Origin of the sequence: Pseudomonas sp. CIP-10, from assembly GCF_020911845.1 — a bacterium.
Taxonomy (GTDB): domain Bacteria; phylum Pseudomonadota; class Gammaproteobacteria; order Pseudomonadales; family Pseudomonadaceae; genus Aquipseudomonas; species Aquipseudomonas alloputida.
The window spans coordinates 1,679,600-1,701,586 of record NZ_CP087160.1 but is presented as its reverse complement, the minus strand read 5'-3'; the positions used below and the strand labels follow the sequence as shown (position 1 = coordinate 1,701,586).

The window sequence follows — 21,987 nt, the reverse complement described above, 5'->3', positions numbered from 1 at the left end:
AGAGCCCGGGACTCGTTATTCGCCGACGCTGATCTTCAGGCCGGCCGCTATCGCAAAGGGTGCCAGGGTAACGGCCAGGGCCGTCAGGCTGGCGAGCCAGAGCAGATGGCCGGTTGCCGGCATATTTTGCAACGCCGCTTGCAACGCACCACTGCCCAGGATCAATACAGGGATATACAACGGCAGAATCAGCAACGCCAGTAACAAACCTCCGCGTTTAAGGCCGACTGTCAGTGCCGCACCTACCGCGCCCAGCAAGCTCAATACCGGCGTACCCAGCAGCAGCGAACCGAGGAGCACCGGCAGGCAATGGCTTGGCAGCCCCAGCATCAGTGCCAGCAGTGGCGCCAACAATACCAGCGCCAGCCCGGAAAAGATCCAGTGCGCCAGCACCTTGGCCAGCACCAGCAACGCCAGTGGGTGCGGCGACAGCACCCATTGCTCCAGCGAGCCGTCTTCGAAATCGCTGCGGAACAGGCCGTCCAGCGACAACAACACGGCCAGCAACGCCGCCACCCAGACCAGGCCCGGCGACAAGGTTTGCAACAATTGGCTTTCCGGGCCGACCGCCAGCGGGAACATGGCCACGACAATGGCGAAGAACACCAACGGGTTGGCCAGTTCGGCCGGGCGACGGAACAGCAGGCGCGCTTCGCGGCGCAGCAGCAAAATGAATACGCTCATGCAGCCCATTGCCCCAGGTTCAGTTCTCGGTAACCGGAGGGCTTGCGTTCCAGTGTGTGGTGAGTCGTCAGCACCACCGTGCCGCCCCGCTCGCAGTGGGCTGCCAGGTGCGCTTCAAGCTGCGCCACGCCTTGCTTGTCGAGCGCGGTGAACGGCTCGTCGAGAATCCATAGCGGCGGGCAAGCCAGGTGCAGCCGGGCCAGCGCCACGCGGCGCTGCTGGCCGGCCGACAGGGTATGGCAGGGGACGTCTTCGAAACCGCGCAGGCCGACAGCCTCCAGCGCCGCCCAGATCGCCTCGCGGCTGGCCGGCTGGTGCAAGGCGCACAGCCAGGTGAGATTCTCCTCGGCGGTGAGCAAGTCCTTGATGCCAGCGGCGTGGCCAATCCACAGCAGGGCGCTGGCCAGGGCATGACGCTGTTCTGCCAGTGGCTTGCCACCCAGCAGAATCTGCCCGGCCGTCGGCTGCATCAGCCCGGCCAGCAAGCGCAACAGGCTGGTCTTGCCGCTGCCGTTGGGGCCACTGATCTGCAGCATGTCACCGGCGCCCAGCTCGAAATCGAGCTGTTCGAACAACAGGCGCCAGTCGCGCTCGCAGGCCAGGCCCGCGGCTTGGAGGTGAAGGGTCACGGTTTCGCCTTATCTTCAGTAGGGCTTTGAAGCAGCCAACACCACTCCAGAACCCTTGTGTCTCAAGTCGCCCCTCGCGCTGCCGTTATACTGGCAACCACGGGCGCTCGGCATTATTACACGCGCCGCCGCGCTGCCAAGAGGCCGGGCTCGACAGGTTGTATACAATCATGACTGAAATCAATAGTCTCGGCGCACAAACCGCGATCAACAGCCAAGCCATGAAGGCGGGCACGACCGGCGAACTGCTGCGCCTTATCCAGGCACAGCCCGGGTTGCTGGCCCCCGGCGAAACCGCGCAAGCCGAGGTTTTATCGTTGCGCCAGGCGGGCCAGGACTTTCAGCTGGTGCTAAGGCTGATGCAGGCCAACGGCGTGCAGACCCAACTACAGGCCAACGCCAGCCAGCCGCTGCCCCAAGGCAGCCAGATCACCGTCAGCCAGACCGAAAGCAATCGCCTGGCGATCATGTTGCAACAGGCCAGCGCCAGCCAGGTCGCCACCCTCACCCAGCTGGACACCAGCAAGGTGCCGGTCGGCACCTTGCTGCAAGGCAAGGTCCTGACCAACCAACCGCTGGCTCAGGCACCCGGCCAACCGGCCGTGTACCGGGCGCTGGTCAGCTTGCTCAACAGCACCCAGGCCGGTGCCACGCTGAGCATCGACAGCCCGCGCCCGCTGGCCATTGGCAGCCTGCTCAGCGCCCTGGTGCAGGGTGATCAGTCATTGCGCTTCGTGCCGCTCAGCGGCAGGCAGGACCAACTCAGCATTGCCCAACAGCTGCTGACACAGCAAAACCGTCAAGCCTCGCTGCCCGGCCTGCTCAACACCCTGCAACAGCTCACCCGCGACCCAGGCGTCGATGGCGAGCTGCGCGCCAGCGCCGAACGCCTGCTGGCCGGCCTGCCGGACGCCCGACAACTGGGCGACGCCAAGGCAGTGGCCCAGGCCTTGAACAACAGCGGCAGCTTTCTCGAAGCGAAGCTGCTGAGTGGGTCCACCGCCAGCGTTGACACCGACCTCAAAGCACATTTACTGCGGCTGATGGCCCAGGCCCCTGCCCTCCCGGCAGGGGCCACCACTCTGAGCCCCGCCAACCTGGCCCTGACCATGCCGATACTGGCGCGCAGCGCACTGGGCATGCTTGAGCGGGTCAGCCCCAAGCCGCAGCCGGGCGCGTTCCCATTACCGTCGCGCCTGCTCAAGGCCCTGGAAGAGGAAGGCGACCTGCAACAGCTGCTGCGCCTGGCTGCCGCTGCTGTTTCACGTTTGCAGAGCCACGCCATGAGCAGCCTGCAACAAACCGGCACGCTGGAAAACGGCAACCTGCAGACCACCTGGCAAACCGAAGTGCCGATCCGCCACGGCCAGGACTTCATCCCGCTGCAAGTCAAACTGCAGCGCGAAGAAACCCCACAACAACAGGCCGACCGCCAACATGAAGCCCAAAACCCTCGGCAAGCCGTGTGGCGCATCGAGCTGGCCTTCGACTTGTCCCCGCTCGGCCCCCTGCAAGTGCAGGCGCAACTGAGCGAGGGCCGCCTGAGCGGGCAGCTATGGGCGGAGCGCGAGCAGACCGCGCGGTTGATCGACGCCCAGCTTGGCGCGCTGCGCGCGCGCCTGGTGGCCCGGGGCCTGGAAGTCGGCGACCTGGAGTGCCACCCGGGCATCCCGCCGCAGGGGCCACGCACACGGATGGAACAACGCTGGGTGGACGAAACCGCATGAACGATACGACACCACGCCAAGCCATAGCGCTGAACTACGACGGCCATCAGGCACCGACCCTCACCGCCAAGGGCGACGAGGACCTGGCCGAGGCCATCCTTGCGCTCGCCCGCGAACACGAAGTGCCGATCTACGAAAACGCCGAGCTGGTGCGCCTGCTGGCGCGGCTGGAGCTGGGCGATCAAATACCCGAAGCACTGTACCTGACCATTGCCGAAATCATCGCCTTCGCCTGGCAACTGCGCGGCAAGGTACCCGCCGGCTTCGATGATCCGCGCCCGACAGAACGCGATATCACCCCACCATTGCCCCCGCTGCCCGGCACTGGCCAGTAACTATCTACCACCCCCTCCCCCTCAATGCGCCCAACCTTGTCGGCTTCCCACGTACAAGGTGACCGTCATGATCGACAGCAGAATCAACGCCAAAGGCGTGCAGTTCGTAGTAGACCATCTGGCCAACATCCCACGCCCGGACCGCGAAGCCCATCGCTTGATCCGGCAGTGGCTTGCCGGGCAAGGTGTGCATATCGACCCCGATCGCGTCGATGTGGTCACCCTGCACTACCGGCCGGATGACCAAGGGTATGTGGCAGCGGTCCAGCAGACCCAGAGCATGACCCAGGCGCTGCTGGGCAACTGGCAAGGGGAGTCCGATAACAACCTCATCGGCGCACTGTTCGCCAACCCTTGGGCAGGCACCTTCCCCCAAGGGCCGTTGAAGCTGGTCGATCGCCTGCCAGCGCTGGGCTTTGGCCATCAGGGCGCAGCCTTCGAAGTGTACAACGGCCTGTTCCAGCGATCGTCCCCTGCCCGTTACGATGCCTCGACCCACGTTCAGGTACCGGCTGAAGCTTTCCAGCGTTTCATAGAAGCGCTGGATTTTCACAGGCCGTTCAAAGCCATGCTCGACACGTACTGGCAGGAGCATCAGGACAGTCACCGCCTGGCCAGCAAGCTCAATTTCATCGCCGCCTGCAACGCCCAGGTCAGCCAGGGGCGCCTGAGCGATGCCGCCAGGGAGCTGGCATGGCAAGCCGCCGGCATGATGCCGCAGCGTTTCAAGATACGGGTGAGCACGCTGAGCATCTATGGCTATGCGGCCACCGACCTGCTGTACATCAATGCCCCCCACAGCGATCTGACCCTGCTGTACATGCCAGGTAACAGCTCGCCCTTGCTCGAATTCGCCAGCGAGAACCTGCTCAAGGACTGGGTGGGCGATCAGTGCAAGGACCCCGCCCGACGCGAGGCACTCAAACAACACTTCAGGCTCGCCGACCGCCCTCAGGGCCTCGATTTCAGCGGCCTGGACACCGCGCTCGAGGGCCTTGGCGACTATCCGGTTCGGCACCGGCTGCCGCCTGAACATGGTTATTTCAACGATGATGGCGTCTGGCCCCCCAGAACCTACGTGAACTACAAACCTGGCAAGTACAACCCCAAACTGACCGGGGATATGTTCGCAGCCCTGACCGAGCGCCAGCGCCAGCGCAGCTACGACGATGCCGATTTTGTCATCACCACCGATAGCCAGGTTACCAAAGCCAAATGGCGAGGCTACCTCACCAATACGCTCAACCTGCTAGCGCCACTGTGCCTGGTGGTGCCGGGGCTGGCGCCCCTGCTGGCGCTCGGTGGCATTGCCCAGTTGGGCCTGGGCCTGGATCAGGTGATCAACGGCCACAGCCTGAAAGCCAAACAGGATGGGGTGGGCGACATCGCCTGGGGGCTGTTCAACGCCGTACCGCTGGCAACGGAGGGCACAGCAGGCATCAAGGCCCTGTTCGAGTTCAAAAGCGATGGTTTTGTCATGCCGCGCGAGGTCAACGGGCAGCTCGGCTATCCGTTGAGCCCGACCAGCCCACCGCGGCTTCCAGAGCCAGAAGGCGCGGAGTACTTCCACAACCACGAGCCCATTGCACCCCTTGATGACGGCGACCCGGAGGTTGCCGGCGCGGTGATACGGTTGCCCCACTACGATGGCGAACTGGACGACCTGGAATGCAGCATCGAAACCTACAACGCGCGGGTGGTCTATGACATGGAGCGGAATGCGTTCATCCTCAAGGACGACGTCAACGAGGTCGATCCGCAAGCCTACGTGGCAGTCCCCGGCAGCCGTGACCTGGTGGCGCTCGACATGCCTCGGCCGGTAACCGACGCCATGCGCACGCGCACTTTGCGCGCCTTGGGTGTCGACCTGCCCCTGCCGGTGCAAATACCGACACGGGCGCCGGACAGCGCACCTATCCCAAAACTCATATCCAGCCTCTGGGTCGGCAACAACGTCCTTGGCGAGCCATTGCTGGCCAACCTTGCCGCCAACGCAGCGCGCCTGAGCGACAGTGAATACAGCATGCGCCTGTTTCTGTCGAAGGCTTCGCCTACCGCCTACGAACAGAACGCAAGGCTATTGGCAGCCCGGGCGCCGGGGCTTCAGGTATTGCCGCTTGAAGAGCAAGGTTTCTTCCGGGCCTTCCGCCAGAGCCGCTATTACGCACAGTACGATGCAGCACTGGATGGCAACGGTGGCATCGCCACCAATTACGCGTCGGCGACGGATGTGCTGCGCTACCGAATGCTGCACCATGAGGGTGGGCTGTACATGGACGTAGACGATTTCCTGCTGCCGGACGGCAAGGGCGAAACGATCGACCAGGTCGAGCTGCACACCCCGCCCGATGGGCTGCTGCTGCCACCGCCGATGTGCAACGAAAAAATGAGCATGAATTGCCTGTACAACACCAGCCTCATAGGTAGCCACCCAGGCAACCCGGTGCTGGATGCGATCTCCGATGAAATGCTCACACGCTACCAGACCCATGCAGACTTTTACGACAGCCGACCGAGCCTGGAACAGGACCCTGGCAATTTCTACCGCTATGCCAACAAGCTCAGCTACCTCACCGGCCCGGCGCTGCTCACCGAGATGGTCGATCGCCATCTACCCGGGCTGCGGACCCTGCGCCAGATCATCAACTTGCACATCATGCCACGCGTCAACACCTACCCATTCATCGACGCCTCACAGGCCAATGCTGCCCTGAAGCAATTGCTGCCCCTGAACCGTTTTGCCGGCGTCGGCGGCAATCACTCCTGGGTTCGCAACTGAAATGCATGGGGAACTGAACGGGCCTGGCGGCGCCCTTCAGATCGAGCGACGCATGGGCGCCGCTCGATGTCCCAGGTGACGAGCCTGCTAACGAGGCTACCTGTCAGCCCCCGTCAAGGAGCCCGGTGCACCTTGCTCATCAACTCCGCCTCGGCCTGGGTCAGGCCGCAGCTCTGGGTCAACTCATCGACACTCGCCCCCATCCCCACCAGCTTGGCCGCCTGGCTAAAGGTAACGTTGCTGGGGTCGCGCTGCTCGAGGCGCTCCAGCCGGTCTGGCAGGGTAGCCACCGTCGCACGCAGCTCATGGATGGCCTCACCCATGCGCACAGTGCCGTTCTGGTAGTCATCCAGACGCTTGGCCAAGTCCTTGATGCGCTGGTCACGCAGCGCATCGCCCTCGGCCTGCTGCGCAGCCAGCTCGCGCTGGCGCTTGCTGTAGTTGAGGAAAAACCACAGGCTCAGCGCCCAGGCCAGCGCCAGGAAGATGACAGCAACCTGTAGAATCAACTCAGATGTTCTCCAGCTCGGACCACTCTTCCTCGGTCATCATCTTGTCCAGTTCGACCAGGATCAGCAGTTCGCCATTCTTGTTGCACACGCCCTGAATGAACTTGGCCGACTCTTCGTTACCCACGTTCGGCGCGGTCTCGATTTCGGACTGGCGCAGGTAAACCACTTCGGCCACGCTGTCGACCAGAATGCCGACCACTTGCTTGTCGGCTTCGATGATGACGATACGGGTGTTGTCGGTCACTTCGGTCGGCATCAGGCCAAAACGCTGACGCGTGTCGATCACCGTCACCACGTTACCGCGCAAGTTGATGATGCCCAGCACGTAGCTCGGCGCACCCGGCACCGGGGCAATCTCGGTGTAGCGCAGGACTTCCTGCACCTGCATCACATTGATGCCGTAGGACTCGTTGTCCAGACGGAAGGTAACCCACTGCAGGATCGGATCTTCGGAACCTTGTGCAGACGACTTTTTCATTCCCCTACCCTCAAAATCCGCCGTTGGCGGTATGTTCTGTGTCATTTCTGTTTGGCGTGCATCTGCTTGACCGCACCGCTGGCGATCAGCTCGGCCAGTGCGGCGACGTCGAGCAGTGCGCACATGTGTTCGATTACGGTGCCGGCCAGCCACGGGCGCTGGCCACGCTGGCTGCGCCACTTGATCTCCGACGGGTCCAGGCGCAGCGAGCGGCTGACCTGATGCACCGCCAGCCCCCATTCGTAGCCCTGCACCGAAATCACGTATTGCAGGCCCTGGCGAAAATCATCGCGGTAGCGGTCGGGCATTACCCAACGCGCAGTGTCCAGCACCTTCAGGTTGCCGGCCTGGCAGGTCAGGATGCCGAGGAACCAGTCGGGCTGGCCGAACAGTGGCGTCAGCTCCTGGCCAGCCAGGGTGTAGATCGAGCCCAGGCACACCAACGGCACCGCCAGGGTCAGGCCGGCAACGTCGAACAGCAGGCATTCGAACGGCTCGGCCGCCCACACCGGACGACCGTCGACAGTGGCCGGGGGTACGGGCAGGTTGGGTGCCGGCAGATGCACATCGACCAGCGGCACAGCCGGTTCCACGGTTTGTTCTTCGACCAGTACCGGGATGCTGGCTTCGGCCACGACCTCCTGCTCGACCACCGTCACCACCGGGGCTTCCACCGGCATCATGCTGGGCAGTACCGCCAGACGGGGTTCGGCGAACGGCCGCGGGGCAAAGCTGGCGGCGGCGGCTTCGGCGGGCTCAGGCCGGGCTGGCTGCCGGGCATCGCGTGCCTGCTCCTCGCGCACCGCCTCGGCGAACTCATCCGCCACTGCCGGCTGCTCGCTCAGGTCTTCGGCCTCGGTGGCCTCCTGCAGCAGGCCGTCCAGGTACGATTGCAGGGCCATCTGGGGCCGGGTGCTGGTTTGCCGGGTTTGAGTCATCAGGCCACCTGCACTGCGGTCTTGTAGGTGAGCAGGTGCTTGAGCAGCGCCCGGTAGGCGATCAACCCACGGCTCTTGCTGTCGAACTGCGAGGGCGTGACGCCCTTGCGACTGGCATCACGCAGGCGGGTATCCACCGGGATGTAGCCCTGCCACACATGCTGCCCGTAGGTGTCACGCAGCAACTTGAGGGTGCCCAGCGACGCCTGGGTACGACGGTCGAACAGGGTCGGTACGATCTGGTACGGCAGCGCCTGCTTGCGCGAACGGTTGACCATGGCCAAGGTGCCGACCATGCGCTCCAGGCCCTTCACGGCGAGGAACTCGGTTTGTACCGGGATCACAAGCTGCTGGCTGGCGGCCAGGGCATTGACCATCAGCACACCCAGCAAGGGTGGGCTGTCGATCAGGGCATAGTCGAAATCCTGCCACAGCTGCGCCAGACTCTTGGCGATTACCAGGCCCAGGCCATTCTGCCCTGGCGACTGGCGCTCCAGCACCGCCAGGGCGGTACTCGACGGCAGCAGCGAGATGCGCTCATCGCTGGTGGGCAGCAGCAGTTGCCCGGGCAAGCCTTCGGGCACCGTGCCCTTGTGCAGGAACAGGTCGTAGCAGCTGTGCTCCAGGGCGTCCGGGTTGTGCCCGAAGTAGCTGGTCATCGAGCCGTGCGGGTCGAGGTCGACGACAACCACGCGCTTGCCGGCCTCGGCCAGCAGGCCGGCCAGGGCAATGGTAGTGGTGGTCTTGCCGACACCACCTTTTTGATTGGCTACTGCCCAGACTCTCATCAAGCAAACTCTATCTATTGATTTGGCAGGGACACTGCCTTGCTCAAAATTCGAAAGCTCGCGCAATCAATGTAGGAGCGGGTTTACCCGCGAACACCGGTGCAACCGGTGCCATACACCGCGTCGCCCGGCTCGCGGGTAAACCCGCGCCTGCAGGGGACAGCGGCGACGGGGAATTGACGTATCACTGCCCCGCCACTGTTGCTCGTGTTGCCGGTGCACTTTGTGTGCCAGCACGGCGCAATGCGGCATCCGGTGTGGCATTGGCGCTGCCCGAGCCTGTCAGGCTGCGGCGCACTTCCAGGTTACGGGAAATCACCAGCACCACCCGGCGGTTGCGTGCGCGCCCTTCGGCGGTATCGTTGCTGGCCACCGGCTGGTACTCGCCGTAGCCTACCGAAGCCATGCGTGCCGGGTTGACGCCCTCCATGGCCAGCAGCCGCACGATGCTGGCCGCGCGCGCCGAGGACAACTCCCAGTTGGTGGGGTACTGCGCGGTGCGGATCGGCAGGTTGTCGGTGAAGCCTTCGACGTGCACCGGGTTGGCGAACGGCTTGAGGATGTTGGCCACCTTCTCGATGATCGCAAACGCCTTGTCACTGGGCATCGCATCACCGCTGCCAAACAGCAGCGATGAGTTGAGCTCGATCTCCACCCACAGCTCGTTGCCGCGCACAGTCATCTGGTCGCTGTTGATCAGGTCGCCGAAGGCATCGCGCACGTCATCGCTGATGGTTTTCAACGGGTCGACATTGGTCGCCGCCAGGCCCGCTTCGGTCTGCTCGCTGTCTTTGACCAGCGGTTGGGCCGGGCGAACGCTCAGCGGCTGCTCATCGCCAATCGGGATCGGCTTCATGCTGCGCTCGGGGTCGTTGAATACCCCTAGCAAAGCCTGGGAAATAACCTTGTACTTACCCTCGTTGATCGAGGAAATGGAATACATCACCACGAAGAAGGCGAACAGCAACGTGATGAAGTCGGCGTACGACACCAGCCAGCGCTCGTGGTTTTCGTGTTCCTCGGTATGACGACGGCGACGCATGGGTTACTCCATGAAGCCTTGCAGCTTCAGCTCGATCGAGCGCGGGTTTTCACCTTCGGCAATCGACAGCAGGCCTTCGAGCAGCATTTCACGGTAGCGCGACTGGCGCATGACGATGGCCTTGAGCTTGCTGGCGACCGGCAATAGCACAAGGTTGGCACTGGCCACACCGTAAATGGTGGCGACAAAGGCCACGGCAATGCCATTGCCCAGTTGCGACGGGTCGGCCAGATTGCCCATCACATGGATAAGGCCCATGACCGCCCCGATGATGCCGATGGTCGGCGCATAGCCGCCCATGCTTTCGAATACCTTGGCTGCCTGGATGTCACGGCCTTCCTGGGTAAGGAAGTCGACCTCAAGGATGCTGCGGATCGCTTCCGGCTCGGCGCCATCCACCAGCAGTTGCAGGCCCTTGCGCGCATAGGGGTCGGGCTCGCTGTCCGCTACCCCTTCCAGGCCCAGCAGGCCTTCTTTGCGAGCGGTCAGGCTCCAGTTCACCACACGGTCGATGCCGCCCGCCAGATCGACCCGCGGCGGAAACAGGATCCAACGCAAAATCTGCAAGGCACGCTTGAACGACGACAGCGGCGACTGCAACAACGCCGCCGCCAGGGTGCCACCCAGCACGATCAGAGCCGCCGGGCCATTGACCAGAGCACCGACATGACCGCCTTCAAGGAAGTTGCCACCGACGATGGCAACGAAAGCCAGAATCAAACCGATCAGGCTGAGGACGTCCATCAGACGCACGCCTCCACCAGGTGCTTGCCGATTTCATCCAGGCTGTACACGGCATCCGCCAGGTTGGCCTTGACGATGGCCATGGGCATGCCATAAATCACGCAGCTGGCTTCATCCTGGGCCCACACCGTGCTGCCCCCCTGCTTGAGCAGGCGCGCGCCCTCGCGGCCATCGGCGCCCATGCCGGTGAGCACCACCGACAACACCTTGTCGCCGTACGACTTGGCCGCCGAACCGAAGGTGATGTCCACGCACGGCTTGTAGTTCAGGCGCTCGTCGCCGGGCAGGATCTTCACTGTGCCACGGCCATCGATCATCATCTGCTTGCCACCGGGGGCCAGCAGGGCCAGGCCCGGGCGCAGCATGTCGCCGTCTTCGGCTTCCTTGACGCTGATGCGGCACAGCTTGTCCAGGCGTTCGGCAAACGCTTTGGTGAACGCCGCCGGCATGTGCTGGATCAACACGATCGGCGCCGGGAAATTGGCCGGCAGCTGGGTCAGTACCCGCTGCAGCGCCACCGGCCCCCCCGTGGAGGTACCGATGGCCACCAGTTTGTAGGGTTTGCGCTTGGGTGCCGGCGACTGCGAGGCCGCCGGTGTCGGGGCCGCAGCACGGGCAGGTGCTGCCGGGCGCGTCTGCGCCTGGCTGGCGAAGGTGCTGGCCGGCGCTGGCGCGGCGACCGGCGCCGTTCTGGCATAGCTGCCGATCCGGCGGTTGCTGCGCGAAATGGTGTGCACCTTCTCGCACAGCAACTGCTTGACCTTGTCAGGGTTGCGCGAGATGTCCTCGAAGTTTTTCGGCAGGTAGTCCACTGCGCCGGCATCCAGCGCGTCGAGGGTGACGCGGGCGCCTTCATGGGTCAGCGACGAGAACATCAATACGGGCGTCGGGCAGCGCTGCATGATGTGCCGCACGGCGGTAATGCCATCCATCATGGGCATTTCGTAGTCCATGGTGATCACATCGGGCTTGAGCGCCAGCGCCTGGTCGATTGCTTCCTTGCCGTTGGTCGCGGTACCCACTACCTGGATCGTTGGATCCGCCGAGAGGATTTCCGAGACACGGCGGCGGAAGAAACCAGAATCATCCACCACCAGGACCTTGACTGCCATAAACACTCCATTAGGCGGCGCAACCCGCCAGGGCGCGCCACCGAAATCAAATACGCCGCGCGGCGTAACGCTTGAGCATGCTCGGGACGTCGAGAATCAACGCGATGCGACCGTCGCCGGTAATGGTGGCCCCGGACATGCCCGGGGTGCCTTGCAGCATCTTGCCCAGCGGCTTGATGACCACTTCTTCCTGGCCCACCAGTTGGTCAACGACAAAACCGATGCGCTGGGTGCCGACCGACAGAATCACCACGTGGCCTTCGTGCTGCTCTTCGTGCACCTGGCCCTGGACCAGCCAGCGCTTGAGGTAGAACAGCGGCAGCGCCTTGTCGCGCACGATCACCACTTCCTGGCCATCGACCACGTTGGTGCGCGACAGGTCGAGGTGGAAGATCTCGTTGACGTTGACCAGCGGGAAGGCGAACGCCTGGTTGCCCAACATCACCATCAGGGTGGGCATGATCGCCAGGGTCAGCGGCACCTTGATGACGATCTTGGAGCCTTGGCCCTTGGCCGAGAAAATGTTGATCGAGCCGTTGAGCTGGGAGATCTTGGTTTTCACCACGTCCATGCCCACGCCACGCCCGGACACATCGGAAATCTCGGTCTTGGTCGAGAAGCCAGGGGCGAAGATCAAGTTGTAGCAGTCCGACTCGCTCAGGCGCTCGGCGGCGTCCTTGTCCATCAGGCCCTTTTCCACGGCCTTGGCGCGCAGGATGTTCGGGTCCATGCCCTTGCCGTCGTCCGAGATCGACAGCAGGATGTGGTCGCCTTCCTGTTCGGCCGACAGCACTACGCGGCCGGTACGTGCCTTGCCAGACGTTTCACGCTCCTCGGGCATCTCGATACCGTGGTCGACCGCATTGCGCACCAAGTGCACCAGCGGGTCGGCCAAGGCTTCTACGAGGTTCTTGTCAAGGTCGGTCTCTTCGCCGACCAGCTCCAGATTGATCTCTTTCTTCAACTGGCGCGCCAGGTCGCGGACCAGGCGCGGGAAGCGGCCGAAGACTTTCTTGATCGGCTGCATACGGGTTTTCATCACCGCGGTCTGCAGGTCGGCGGTGACCACGTCAAGGTTGGACACGGCCTTGGACATGGCCTCGTCGCCGCTGTTCAGGCCCAGGCGCACCAGACGGTTACGCACCAGCACCAGTTCGCCGACCATGTTCATGATCTCGTCCAGGCGCGCGGTATCGACGCGTACCGTGGTTTCCGCTTCGCTGGCGGCATGCTTTTCAGCGGCCGGGGCCGGCGCGCGAGGCGCCGCGGCAGGTTTGCTGGCCGGCGAAGGCGCTGGCGCGGCAGCGGGCTTGGTCACTGGCGGGCTTTCGGCCTTGGCGGCAGCCGGCGCTTGCGCCTGGACAGCAGCCGGGGCCTCAACAGCGGCAACATCGCCACCGAACTTGCCCTTGCCGTGCAACTGGTCCAGCAGGGCTTCGAACTCGTGCTCGCTGATTTCATCGCTGGCGGCACTGTTGTCGGGTGCGGCAGGCGCTGGTGCCTGGGCGGCTGGCAAGGCACCAGCCTGGAAGGTGCCCTTGCCATGCAGCTGGTCGAGCAGCGATTCGAATTCGGCGTCGGTGATCTCATCACTGACCGCTTCGCTGCTGACGGCCACCGGCGGCGCGGCAACCTCGGCATTGAACTGGCCCTTGCCGTGCAACTGGTCGAGCAGCGATTCGAACTCGGCGTCGGTGATTTCATCACCCGCACCGCTGACAGTCTCGCCCTGCATCTGCTCGTCGGCCGCCGCTTGCGCCTTGATCGCATCGAGCGAATCGAGCAACTGCTCGAATTCACTGTCAGTGATGTCCTGGTGTTGCTCCTCGGTCTCGGCCGGCGCGGCAACCGACACGTCGGCAACCGGCGCCGGTGCAGGCGCTGCAACAGTTTCGGCTGCGCCAGGTTCGGCCAGGCGCGACAACGCCGCCAGCAGTGCGGGGGTGGCCGGTGTCACTTCGGCACGCTCGCGCACCTGGCCAAACATGCTGTTGACCGTATCCAGTGCCTCGAGCACCACATCCATCAGTTCCGCATCGACCCGGCGCTCACCTTTGCGCAGGACGTCGAACACGTTCTCGGCGATATGGCAGCACTCCACCAGCTCGTTCAGCTGGAGGAAGCCGGCGCCCCCTTTTACAGTGTGGAAACCGCGAAAGATCGCATTGAGCAGGTCGGCATCGTCAGGTCGGCTTTCCAGCTCGACCAGTTGCTCGGACAATTGCTCAAGAATTTCGCCGGCTTCTACCAGGAAATCCTGGAGGATTTCTTCATCGGCGCCGAAGCTCATCAAACGTGCTCCTTAAAAACCAAGGCTGGACAGCAGATCATCGACATCGTCCTGACCGGACACGACGTCTTCACGCTTATCGGCATGAATCTGCGGACCTTCACCCCGAGTCGGATGTTTTTCTCGATCTTTTTCTGCACGCAATTGATCGTGGTCATGTTTTATACCGGCAAAGCGGTCGACCTGGCTGGCCATCAGCACCAGCTTGAGCAGGTTGCTTTCCACCTCGGTCACCAGTGCGGTGACGCGCTTGATCACCTGGCCGGTCAGGTCCTGATAGTCCTGGGCCAGCAAAATGTCATTGAGGTGCCCGGAAACCTTGCGGTTACCCTCGGCGCTGTGCGTCAGGAAACTGTCGACTCGCTTGACCAGATCACGGAATTCCGGCGCAGCCACTTCGCGGCGCATAAAGCGCTGCCAGTCGGTGCTCAGGGCCTTGGCCTCGCTGGCCAGCTCATTGAGCACCGGTGTGCTTTCCTCGACCAGGTCCATGGTGCGGTTGGCCGCGCCCTCGGTCAGCTTGACCACATACGACAGGCGCTCGGTGGCGTCGGTAATTTGCGACACCTCTTCTGCCTGCGGCATGGTGGGGTCGATCTGGAAACTGACGATGGCACTGTGCAGCTCGCGAGTCAGCTTGCCGACTTCCTGGTACAGGCCGCGGTCGCGGGTCTGGTTCAGTTCGTGAATCAACTGCACCGCCTCGCCGAAACGGCCCCGCTCCAGGCTTTCGACCAACTCCTGGGCATGCTTCTTCAGGGTCGACTCGAACTCGCCCAAAGACGTTTGTGATGAATCCATGACGCGCCCCCCTGACGTGACTCAGCCGTTGACGCGTTCGAAGATCTTCTCGATCTTCTCTTTGAGCACCTGAGCGGTGAACGGCTTGACCACGTAACCATTGACGCCGGCCTGTGCCGCTTCAATGATCTGGTCGCGCTTGGCTTCAGCGGTCACCATCAAGACCGGCATGCTTTTCAGCTTGTCGCTGGCACGCACTTTACGCAGCAGGTCGATGCCGGACATGCCCGGCATGTTCCAGTCGGTCACCAGGAAGTCGTAGTGACCGTTTTCCAGCATCGGCAACGCCGTGGTGCCGTCATCGGCTTCGTCGGTGTTGGTGAAACCCAGGTCACGCAACAGGTTCTTGATGATCCGCCGCATCGTCGAAAAGTCGTCAACGATGAGGATTTTCATGTTCTTGTCCAATTAGACCTCCAAGCAGTCTCAAACGCGCTCGGCCTACCGAGCACGCACTCATTCAATTCGGTACAACGTGGAAAACGACTGCAACGACAGTGGGCTCAACGCGCCCGCCATTCCCCCAGGCGGCTGCGCAGGCGCGCGGCACATTGGCTGTGCAACTGGCTGACCCGCGACTCGCTGACACCCAGCACCTCACCGATTTCCTTGAGGTTCAGCTCTTCGTCGTAGTACAGCGCCAGCACCAGGCGCTCACGCTCCGGCAGGTTGGCAATAGCCTCGGTCAGGGCAGCCTGGAAGCGCTCCTCCTCCAGGCCGCGCGCAGGTTCGACCTGGCCACTGGCGCCATCCTCATGCAGCCCTTCGTGCTCGCCGTCCTGCAACAGGTCGTCGAAGCTGAACAGGCGGCTGCCCAGGGTATCGTTCAAGATCCCGTAGTAATCATCGAGACTCAATTGGAGTTCGGCAGCAACTTCATGATCTTTAGCGTCACGGCCTGTTCTGGCCTCAACTGCACGCATGGCATCACTGACCATACGGGTGTTGCGGTGTACCGAACGCGGTGCCCAATCGCCTTTGCGCACTTCGTCCAGCATGGCCCCGCGGATGCGGATGCCGGCGTAGGTCTCAAAGCTGGCGCCCTTGCTGGCGTCGTATTTGTTGGCCACTTCCAGCAGGCCGATCATGCCGGCCTGGATCAGGTCCTCGACCTGCACGTTGGCCGGCAAGCGCGCCAACAGGTGGTAGGCGATGCGCTTGACCAGCGGGGCGTAGCGTTCGATCAGCTCGTACTGGGCGTCCTTCGCCGCCCGGCTGTACATCTTGAAGCCGCTGGCGTTCATAGTACGGGTCCCGCGCTGGTGGGTTGCACCAAGCGCTCGACAAAGAACTCCAGATGGCCGCGCGGATTGGCCGGCAGCGGCCAGCTGTCGACCTTCTGGGCAATCGCCTTGAAGGCCAGCGCACACTTGGAGCGAGGGAAGGCTTCGTAGACGGCACGCTGCTTCTGCACCGCCTTGCGCACGCACTCGTCGTACGGCACGGCACCCACGTACTGCAGGGCAACGTCAAGGAAGCGGTCGGTGACCTTGGTCAGCTTGGCAAACAGGTTGCGCCCTTCCTGCGGGCTCTGCGCCATGTTGGCCAACACACGGAAACGGTTCATGCCATAGTCGCGATTGAGCAGCTTGATCAACGCGTAGGCGTCGGTAATCGAGGTAGGTTCATCACACACCACCAGCAGCACTTCCTGGGCGGCGCGAACGAAGCTGACCACCGAGTCACCGATACCCGCAGCGGTATCGATCACCAACACATCGAGGTTGTCGCCGATCTCGCTGAACGCCTGGATCAGCCCGGCATGCTGGGCCGGGGCCAGATGCACCATGCTCTGGGTGCCCGAGGCTGCCGGTACGATGCGCACACCGCCGGGGCCCTGCAGCATGACGTCACGCAGCTCGCAACGCCCTTCAATCACATCGGCGAGGGTACGTTTGGGGGTAAGGCCCAGCAATACGTCGACATTGGCCAGGCCCAGGTCGGCGTCCAGCAGCATGACCCTGCGGCCAAGCTCGGCCAGCGCCAGGGACAAGTTCACTGAAACGTTAGTCTTGCCGACGCCACCTTTGCCACCGGTCACGGCGATCACCTGTACGGGATGCATGCTACCCATGTCTGTTCTTTACCTTGTCTCGCTGGGACTCAGGCCACACGTAGGGCAATTCTGCGTGCCCCTTGGCATAGCGACTTTGCACACGCTTCATGGTCAACCCGCTCGCCGTGGGTTGTGATAGAGATCAGCGAACATGTCGGCCATGGCCTCTTCGCTGGGCTCGTCCTGCTGCTGCACATTCACCGCCCGCGTGACTAACTGGTGGCCCCTTGGCAGGTGCAGGTCGTCAGGAATGCGTGGGCCATCGGTAAGATAGGCCACTGGCAGTTCATGACTGATGGCAAGGCTCAGCACATCGCCAAGGCTTGCCGTTTCATCGAGTTTGGTCAGGATGCAGCCGGCCAGGCCACAGCGCTTGTAGCTGTGGTAGGCGGCGGTCAGCACCTGCTTCTGGCTGGTGGTGGCCAGCACCAGGTAGTTCTTCGCGGCAATGCCACGCCCGGCCAAGGTTTCCAGCTGCATGCGCAGCGCAGGGTCGCTGGCCTGCAGGCCGGCAGTATCGATCAGCACCACGCGCTTGCGCAGCAGTGGCTCCAGCGCTGCTGCCAGCGACTGGCCCGGGTCGACGTAAGTCACCGGCACGTTGAGGATGCGGCCCAGGGTCTTGAGCTGCTCCTGGGCGCCGATACGGAAGCTGTCCATGCTCACCAGCGCCAGGTTCTGCGCGCCGTACTTGAGCACGTAGCGCGCGGCCAGCTTGGCCAGGGTGGTGGTCTTGCCCATGCCCGCCGGGCCGACCATGGCGATCACCCCGCCCTCTTCGATCGGCTCGATTTCAGGTACTTCGATCATCCGCGCCAAGTGAGCCAGCAGCATGCGCCAGGCCTGGCGCGGTTCCTCGATCTCGGCGGTCAGGTCCAGCAGCTCGCGGGCGATCGGCCCGGACAGGCCGATGCGCTGCAGGCGGCGCCAAAGGTTGGCCTGCTGCGGCTTGCTGCCCTGCAGCTGATTCCAGGCCAGCGAACCGAGTTGCACTTCCAGCAGCTCGCGCAGGCCCGACAGCTCCGAGCGCATGGCATCGAACAGGCGCGGGTCAACCGGCGCAGCAGCCGGTACGGCAGCGGCCTCAGGGGCATCGACGTGCGGCTCGATCAATGGTTCGGCAGCGGTCAAAGATTGCCCGGCGAACAATTGGCGGTTGTTGTCGCTGCTGTCCTGACGCTGGTCCAGCTCGGCCTGGGCAGTGGCAATGCGCGTGTGGGTCTTGCGCAGCTCTTCTTCCAGCTCGGCGTTGGGCACACGCGGGGCCAGGGCGGACAGCTTGTAGTCCAGCGCGGCCGTCAGCTCGACACCACCGGCAATGCGGCGGTTGCCAATGATTGCGGCATCGGCGCCCAGCTCGTCACGGACCAGTTTCATGGCCTGACGCATATCGGCGGCGAAAAATCGCTTAACTTGCATTATCCCCTACCTCAGCCGTTAGGGCCCACGGTGGCAACGATGGTGACTTGCTTGTTGTCCGGTATTTCCTGATACGCCAGAACATGCAAATTCGGTACAGCCAGGCGACCGAAACGCGACAACATGGCGCGGATCGGGCCGGCGACCAGCAGGATGGCCGGCTGACCCTGCATTTCCTGGCGCTGGGCCGCCTCGATCAGCGAACGTTGCAGCTTCTCGGCCATGCTAGGCTCCAGAAGAACACCATCTTCCTGACCCTGCCCGGCCCTTTGCAGACTATTCAGCAAAATCTGTTCCAACCTTGGCTCCAGGGTAATCACTGGAAGCTCCGACTCAACGCCGACAATGCTTTGCACGATGGCGCGACACAATCCGACGCGCACCACCGCCACCAGTGCGGCGGTATCTTGACTCTTGCCGGCGTTGTTCGCGATAGCCTCGGCAATACTGCGAATATCGCGCACTGGCACCTGTTCCGACAACAGGGCTTGCAGCACCTTGAGCAGCCCCGACAAGGAAATGACACCCGGCACCAGCTCTTCTGCAAGTTTAGGCGATGCCTTGGCCAGCACCTGCAGCAGTTGCTGAACCTCTTCGTGGCCGATCAGCTCGTGGCAGTGTTTCTGCAGGATCTGGTTGAGGTGGGTGGCCACCACGGTGCTGGCATCGACCACGGTGTAACCCAGCGACTGCGCCTGTGAGCGCTGGCCGACGTCGATCCACACCGCTTCCAGGCCAAACGCCGGGTCGCGCGCGGCAATACCGTTGAGGGTGCCAAACACCTGCCCAGGGTTGATTGCCAGTTCGCGGTCCGGGTAAATCTCCGCCTCGGCCAGAATCACCCCCATCAGGGTCAGGCGATAGGCGCTGGGCTGCAGGTCGAGGTTGTCACGAATGTGCACGGTGGGCATCAGGAAGCCCAGGTCCTGCGACAGCTTCTTGCGCACGCCCTTGATCCGCGCCAGCAACTGGCCGCCCTGGTTGCGATCGACCAGCGGGATCAGCCGATAGCCGACCTCCAGGCCGATCATGTCGATGGGGGTGACGTCGTCCCAACCCAGCTCCTTGGTTTCCAGCGCGCGCTGTGGCGAGGGCAGCAGGTCCTGCTGGCGCTGCGCCTCTTGCTGGGCTTTGACCTTGGCCTGCTGCTGCTTCTTCCACACCAGGTAGGCGCCGCCGGCAGCCATCAGGCCGAGGCTGAGGAAGGCAATGTGCGGCATGCCCGGCACCAGCCCCATGACGATCATCAACGCGCCAGACACCGCCAGGGCCTTGGGCGAATCGAACATCTGCCGATTGATCAGCTTGCCCATGTCCTCGGAACCCGACGCGCGGGTCACCATGATCGCGGCGGCAGTGGACAACAGCAGTGATGGCAATTGCGCCACCAAACCGTCACCGATGGTCAACAAGGCGTACACCTTGCCGGCCTCCGTGAAACTCATACCGTGCTGCATCATGCCGATCAATATGCCGCCGATCAGGTTGATGAACAGGATCAGCAAGCCAGCGATGGCGTCGCCGCGCACGAACTTGCTGGCACCGTCCATCGAACCGTAGAACTCGGCCTCCTGCGCCACCTCGGCACGGCGGTGCTTAGCCTGGGCCTGGTCGATCAGGCCGGCATTGAGGTCGGCGTCGATGGCCATCTGCTTGCCAGGCATGGCGTCGAGGGTGAAACGCGCACTCACTTCCGAGATACGCCCGGCACCCTTGGTCACCACCACGAAGTTGATGATCATGAGGATGGCGAATACCACGGCACCGACCACGTAGTTACCGCCGATCACCACCTCACCGAAGGCCTGGATCACTTTACCGGCAGCGCCATGGCCCTCCTGGCCATGCAGCATGACCACACGGGTGGACGCGACGTTCAGGGCCAGGCGCAACAACGTGGCCACCAGTAAGATGGTCGGGAACGCCGCAAAGTCGAGCGGGCGCAGGGCGTATACACAGACCAGCAGCACCACGATCGACAGGGCGATGTTGAAGGTGAAGAACACGTCGAGCAGGAACGGCGGTATCGGCAACATCATCATTGCCAACATCACCAGCAGCAACAGCGGCACACCCAGGTTGCCCCGGCCGAGCCCGGCCAGGTTGTTGCGGGCGTTGCTGATTAACTGAGTGCGATCCACCGCGAGTCCTCTTGATGCAAAACTTTGACGCCCAGGGGGCGCCTGGGCGTGGCTTTGCAAGAAGCTTTCCAACTTTGCTCGGCGAGAGATTTATGTTGCTGGTACCGGCCCTTTCGCGGGTAAACCCGCTCCTACGACGGGCTGTGCCCAAACACCAATGTGTGTCCACCCCCGATAGGTGTAGGAGCGGGTTTACCCGCGAATACGGTAGCGGCGGCAACGGTGAGCGGCGGGTGGAAATTGGCCAGCAGGCCCGGCCCTTTCGCGGGTGAACCCGCTCCTACGACAGCCTATGCCCCAATCACCAACATGTGCCCACCGTGGGAGCGGGTTTACCCGCGAAAGAGCCAGAAGCCGTGACACAAGATCAACTGTCGCGGCGCAGGTCCGGCGGGATCGGCAGGTCGTCCTTCAGCGGCTCTGGGCGCTTGCCCTTGCCGGCGCGGTATTGGCGAATCTGGAACACATACGCCAGCACCTGCGCCACCGCCAGGTACAGCCCCGCCGGGATCTCCTGCTCAAGTTCGGTGGAGTAATAGATCGCCCGCGCCAGCGCCGGCGACTCGAGGATCTGGATGTTGTGCTCCACGCCAATTTCACGAATCTTCAACGCCATGAAATCGCTACCCTTGGCCAGCAGCAACGGCGCCGCACCGCCTTTCTCCGGGTCGTATTGCAACGCCACCGCATAATGCGTCGGGTTGGTGATGATCACATCTGCATCCGGTACCGCCGCCATCATGCGCCGCTGCGACACCTCGCGCTGCAGTTGGCGAATACGTTGCTTGACCTCGGGCTTGCCCTCGCTGTCCTTGTACTCGTCGCGCACTTCCTGCTTGGTCATCTTCATTTTCTTGTGCGTCTGGTACAGCTGGAACGGCACATCTGCCGCGGCAATCAGCAACAGCCCGGCCGACATCCACAAGGCACTCCAGCCCACCACCTGCAAGCTATGGATGATCGCCTGCTCCAGCGGCTCATTGGCAATCGACAGCAAGGCCTGGCGGTCACCGGAGAGCACCACCACCGCCACCACCAGAATCACGAAAAACTTGGCCAGCGCCTTGAGCAATTCAGTCAAGGCCTGCATCGAGAACATGCGCTTGATCCCCGACAGCGGGTTCATGCGGCTGAATTTGGGCTGCAGCAAGCTGCCCGAGAACAAGAAGCCGCTAAGCGCGATGGGCGCCACGAAGGAAATCACGAACAGCAGGATCAACACCGGCTGCACCGCCCAGATAGCCATCTTGCCCGAGGCCAGCAGAAAGGCCCCCATGGCCCGTTCATCGACGATGATGTCGCGGGTCAGGCTGAAGTTCATGCGCATCAACGCCAGCAATGTTTCGGCCAAGTGACCACCGAATGCCAGCAGGCCACCAGCGCCCGCCAGGGTCACCGCCACCGTGTTCAGCTCCTTGGAGCGCGCGACCTCGCCCTTCTCGCGGGCATCGCGTTTGCGCTTTTCGGTGGGGTCTTCTGTCTTGTCCTGACCGCTCTCGCTTTCTGCCATGT

20 protein-coding genes are annotated in these 21,987 nt (G+C 63.1%); 3 read left to right on the top strand and 17 right to left on the bottom strand.

The window, feature by feature from the left end; translation table 11 throughout:
* Nucleotides 1-15 precede the first annotated feature (15 nt).
* Nucleotides 16-684 carry a heme exporter protein CcmB gene (gene ccmB / locus LMH93_RS07745; RefSeq protein ID WP_012051653.1) on the bottom strand — a complete coding sequence of 223 codons (669 nt, stop codon included), beginning with the start codon at nucleotides 682-684 and terminating at the stop codon, nucleotides 16-18.
* A complete protein-coding gene (gene ccmA, locus LMH93_RS07740) occupies nucleotides 681-1,313 on the bottom strand; it encodes a cytochrome c biogenesis heme-transporting ATPase CcmA (protein ID WP_004577457.1) in 633 nt (210 codons plus the stop codon). Before ccmA ends, ccmB begins: the two co-directional genes overlap by 4 nt.
* A gap of 170 nt (nucleotides 1,314-1,483) precedes the next feature.
* On the opposite strand from ccmA, the gene fliK reads away from it, so the two are divergent.
* The 3 genes from fliK to LMH93_RS07725 all read left to right on the top strand — a co-directional run bounded on the left by fliK (nucleotide 1,484) and on the right by LMH93_RS07725 (nucleotide 6,154).
* Nucleotides 1,484-3,040, top strand: a complete 1,557-nt coding sequence (gene fliK / locus LMH93_RS07735; RefSeq protein ID WP_230064965.1) for a flagellar hook-length control protein FliK — start codon at nucleotides 1,484-1,486, stop codon at nucleotides 3,038-3,040.
* On the top strand, nucleotides 3,037-3,375 hold the full coding sequence (locus LMH93_RS07730; RefSeq protein ID WP_004577455.1) for an EscU/YscU/HrcU family type III secretion system export apparatus switch protein: 339 nt from the start codon (nucleotides 3,037-3,039) through the stop codon (nucleotides 3,373-3,375). Before fliK ends, LMH93_RS07730 begins: the two co-directional genes overlap by 4 nt.
* Nucleotides 3,376-3,442: 67 nt before the next feature.
* Nucleotides 3,443-6,154, top strand: a complete 2,712-nt coding sequence (locus tag LMH93_RS07725; RefSeq protein ID WP_230064964.1) for a dermonecrotic toxin domain-containing protein — start codon at nucleotides 3,443-3,445, stop codon at nucleotides 6,152-6,154.
* A gap of 113 nt (nucleotides 6,155-6,267) precedes the next feature.
* Here the strand turns inward: LMH93_RS07725 and LMH93_RS07720 are convergent, their stop codons facing one another.
* From LMH93_RS07720 to flhB, 15 genes are all read right to left on the bottom strand, one after another.
* A complete protein-coding gene (locus LMH93_RS07720; RefSeq protein WP_054889626.1) occupies nucleotides 6,268-6,663 on the bottom strand; it encodes a DUF2802 domain-containing protein in 396 nt (131 codons plus the stop codon).
* 1 nt (nucleotide 6,664) lies between these two features.
* Nucleotides 6,665-7,144, bottom strand: coding sequence for a chemotaxis protein CheW (locus LMH93_RS07715; protein WP_003254393.1), 480 nt, complete (start codon nucleotides 7,142-7,144; stop codon nucleotides 6,665-6,667).
* Between the two features lie 41 nt (nucleotides 7,145-7,185).
* Nucleotides 7,186-8,082 carry a CheW domain-containing protein gene (locus LMH93_RS07710; protein ID WP_230064963.1) on the bottom strand — a complete coding sequence of 299 codons (897 nt, stop codon included), beginning with the start codon at nucleotides 8,080-8,082 and terminating at the stop codon, nucleotides 7,186-7,188.
* Nucleotides 8,082-8,870, bottom strand: a complete 789-nt coding sequence (locus tag LMH93_RS07705) for a ParA family protein (RefSeq protein ID WP_003254396.1) — start codon at nucleotides 8,868-8,870, stop codon at nucleotides 8,082-8,084. Before LMH93_RS07705 ends, LMH93_RS07710 begins: the two co-directional genes overlap by 1 nt.
* 184 nt (nucleotides 8,871-9,054) lie before the next feature.
* Nucleotides 9,055-9,912, bottom strand: a complete 858-nt coding sequence (gene motD, locus LMH93_RS07700) for a flagellar motor protein MotD (RefSeq protein ID WP_003254397.1) — start codon at nucleotides 9,910-9,912, stop codon at nucleotides 9,055-9,057.
* 3 nt (nucleotides 9,913-9,915) lie between these two features.
* Nucleotides 9,916-10,656 (bottom strand): flagellar motor protein, encoded by a 741-nt coding sequence (locus tag LMH93_RS07695; protein ID WP_003254399.1) that lies wholly within the window; start codon nucleotides 10,654-10,656, stop codon nucleotides 9,916-9,918.
* Complete coding sequence (locus LMH93_RS07690) at nucleotides 10,656-11,768, bottom strand: protein-glutamate methylesterase/protein-glutamine glutaminase (protein WP_003254400.1); 1,113 nt, start codon at nucleotides 11,766-11,768, stop codon at nucleotides 10,656-10,658. The genes LMH93_RS07695 and LMH93_RS07690 overlap by 1 nt, the downstream gene beginning before the upstream one ends.
* A gap of 46 nt (nucleotides 11,769-11,814) precedes the next feature.
* A complete protein-coding gene (locus tag LMH93_RS07685; protein ID WP_230064962.1) occupies nucleotides 11,815-14,058 on the bottom strand; it encodes a chemotaxis protein CheA in 2,244 nt (747 codons plus the stop codon).
* Nucleotides 14,059-14,070: 12 nt separating this feature from the next.
* Nucleotides 14,071-14,859, bottom strand: a complete 789-nt coding sequence (locus LMH93_RS07680) for a protein phosphatase CheZ (RefSeq protein WP_003254403.1) — start codon at nucleotides 14,857-14,859, stop codon at nucleotides 14,071-14,073.
* A 21-nt stretch (nucleotides 14,860-14,880) separates the two neighbouring features.
* Nucleotides 14,881-15,255 carry a chemotaxis response regulator CheY gene (locus LMH93_RS07675; RefSeq protein ID WP_010955070.1) on the bottom strand — a complete coding sequence of 125 codons (375 nt, stop codon included), beginning with the start codon at nucleotides 15,253-15,255 and terminating at the stop codon, nucleotides 14,881-14,883.
* Nucleotides 15,256-15,362: 107 nt separating this feature from the next.
* Nucleotides 15,363-16,103, bottom strand: a complete 741-nt coding sequence (gene fliA, locus LMH93_RS07670) for an RNA polymerase sigma factor FliA (RefSeq protein ID WP_003254406.1) — start codon at nucleotides 16,101-16,103, stop codon at nucleotides 15,363-15,365.
* Nucleotides 16,100-16,933, bottom strand: a complete 834-nt coding sequence (gene fleN / locus LMH93_RS07665) for a flagellar synthesis regulator FleN (protein WP_003254408.1) — start codon at nucleotides 16,931-16,933, stop codon at nucleotides 16,100-16,102. The genes fliA and fleN overlap by 4 nt, the downstream gene beginning before the upstream one ends.
* Nucleotides 16,934-17,026: 93 nt before the next feature.
* Complete coding sequence (gene flhF, locus LMH93_RS07660) at nucleotides 17,027-18,334, bottom strand: flagellar biosynthesis protein FlhF (RefSeq protein WP_003254409.1); 1,308 nt, start codon at nucleotides 18,332-18,334, stop codon at nucleotides 17,027-17,029.
* Between the two features lie 11 nt (nucleotides 18,335-18,345).
* A complete protein-coding gene (gene flhA / locus LMH93_RS07655) occupies nucleotides 18,346-20,475 on the bottom strand; it encodes a flagellar biosynthesis protein FlhA (protein ID WP_104961056.1) in 2,130 nt (709 codons plus the stop codon).
* Nucleotides 20,476-20,842: 367 nt separating this feature from the next.
* Nucleotides 20,843-21,985 carry a flagellar biosynthesis protein FlhB gene (gene flhB, locus LMH93_RS07650; RefSeq protein WP_004577675.1) on the bottom strand — a complete coding sequence of 381 codons (1,143 nt, stop codon included), beginning with the start codon at nucleotides 21,983-21,985 and terminating at the stop codon, nucleotides 20,843-20,845.
* Between the last annotated feature and the right edge of the window lie 2 nt (nucleotides 21,986-21,987).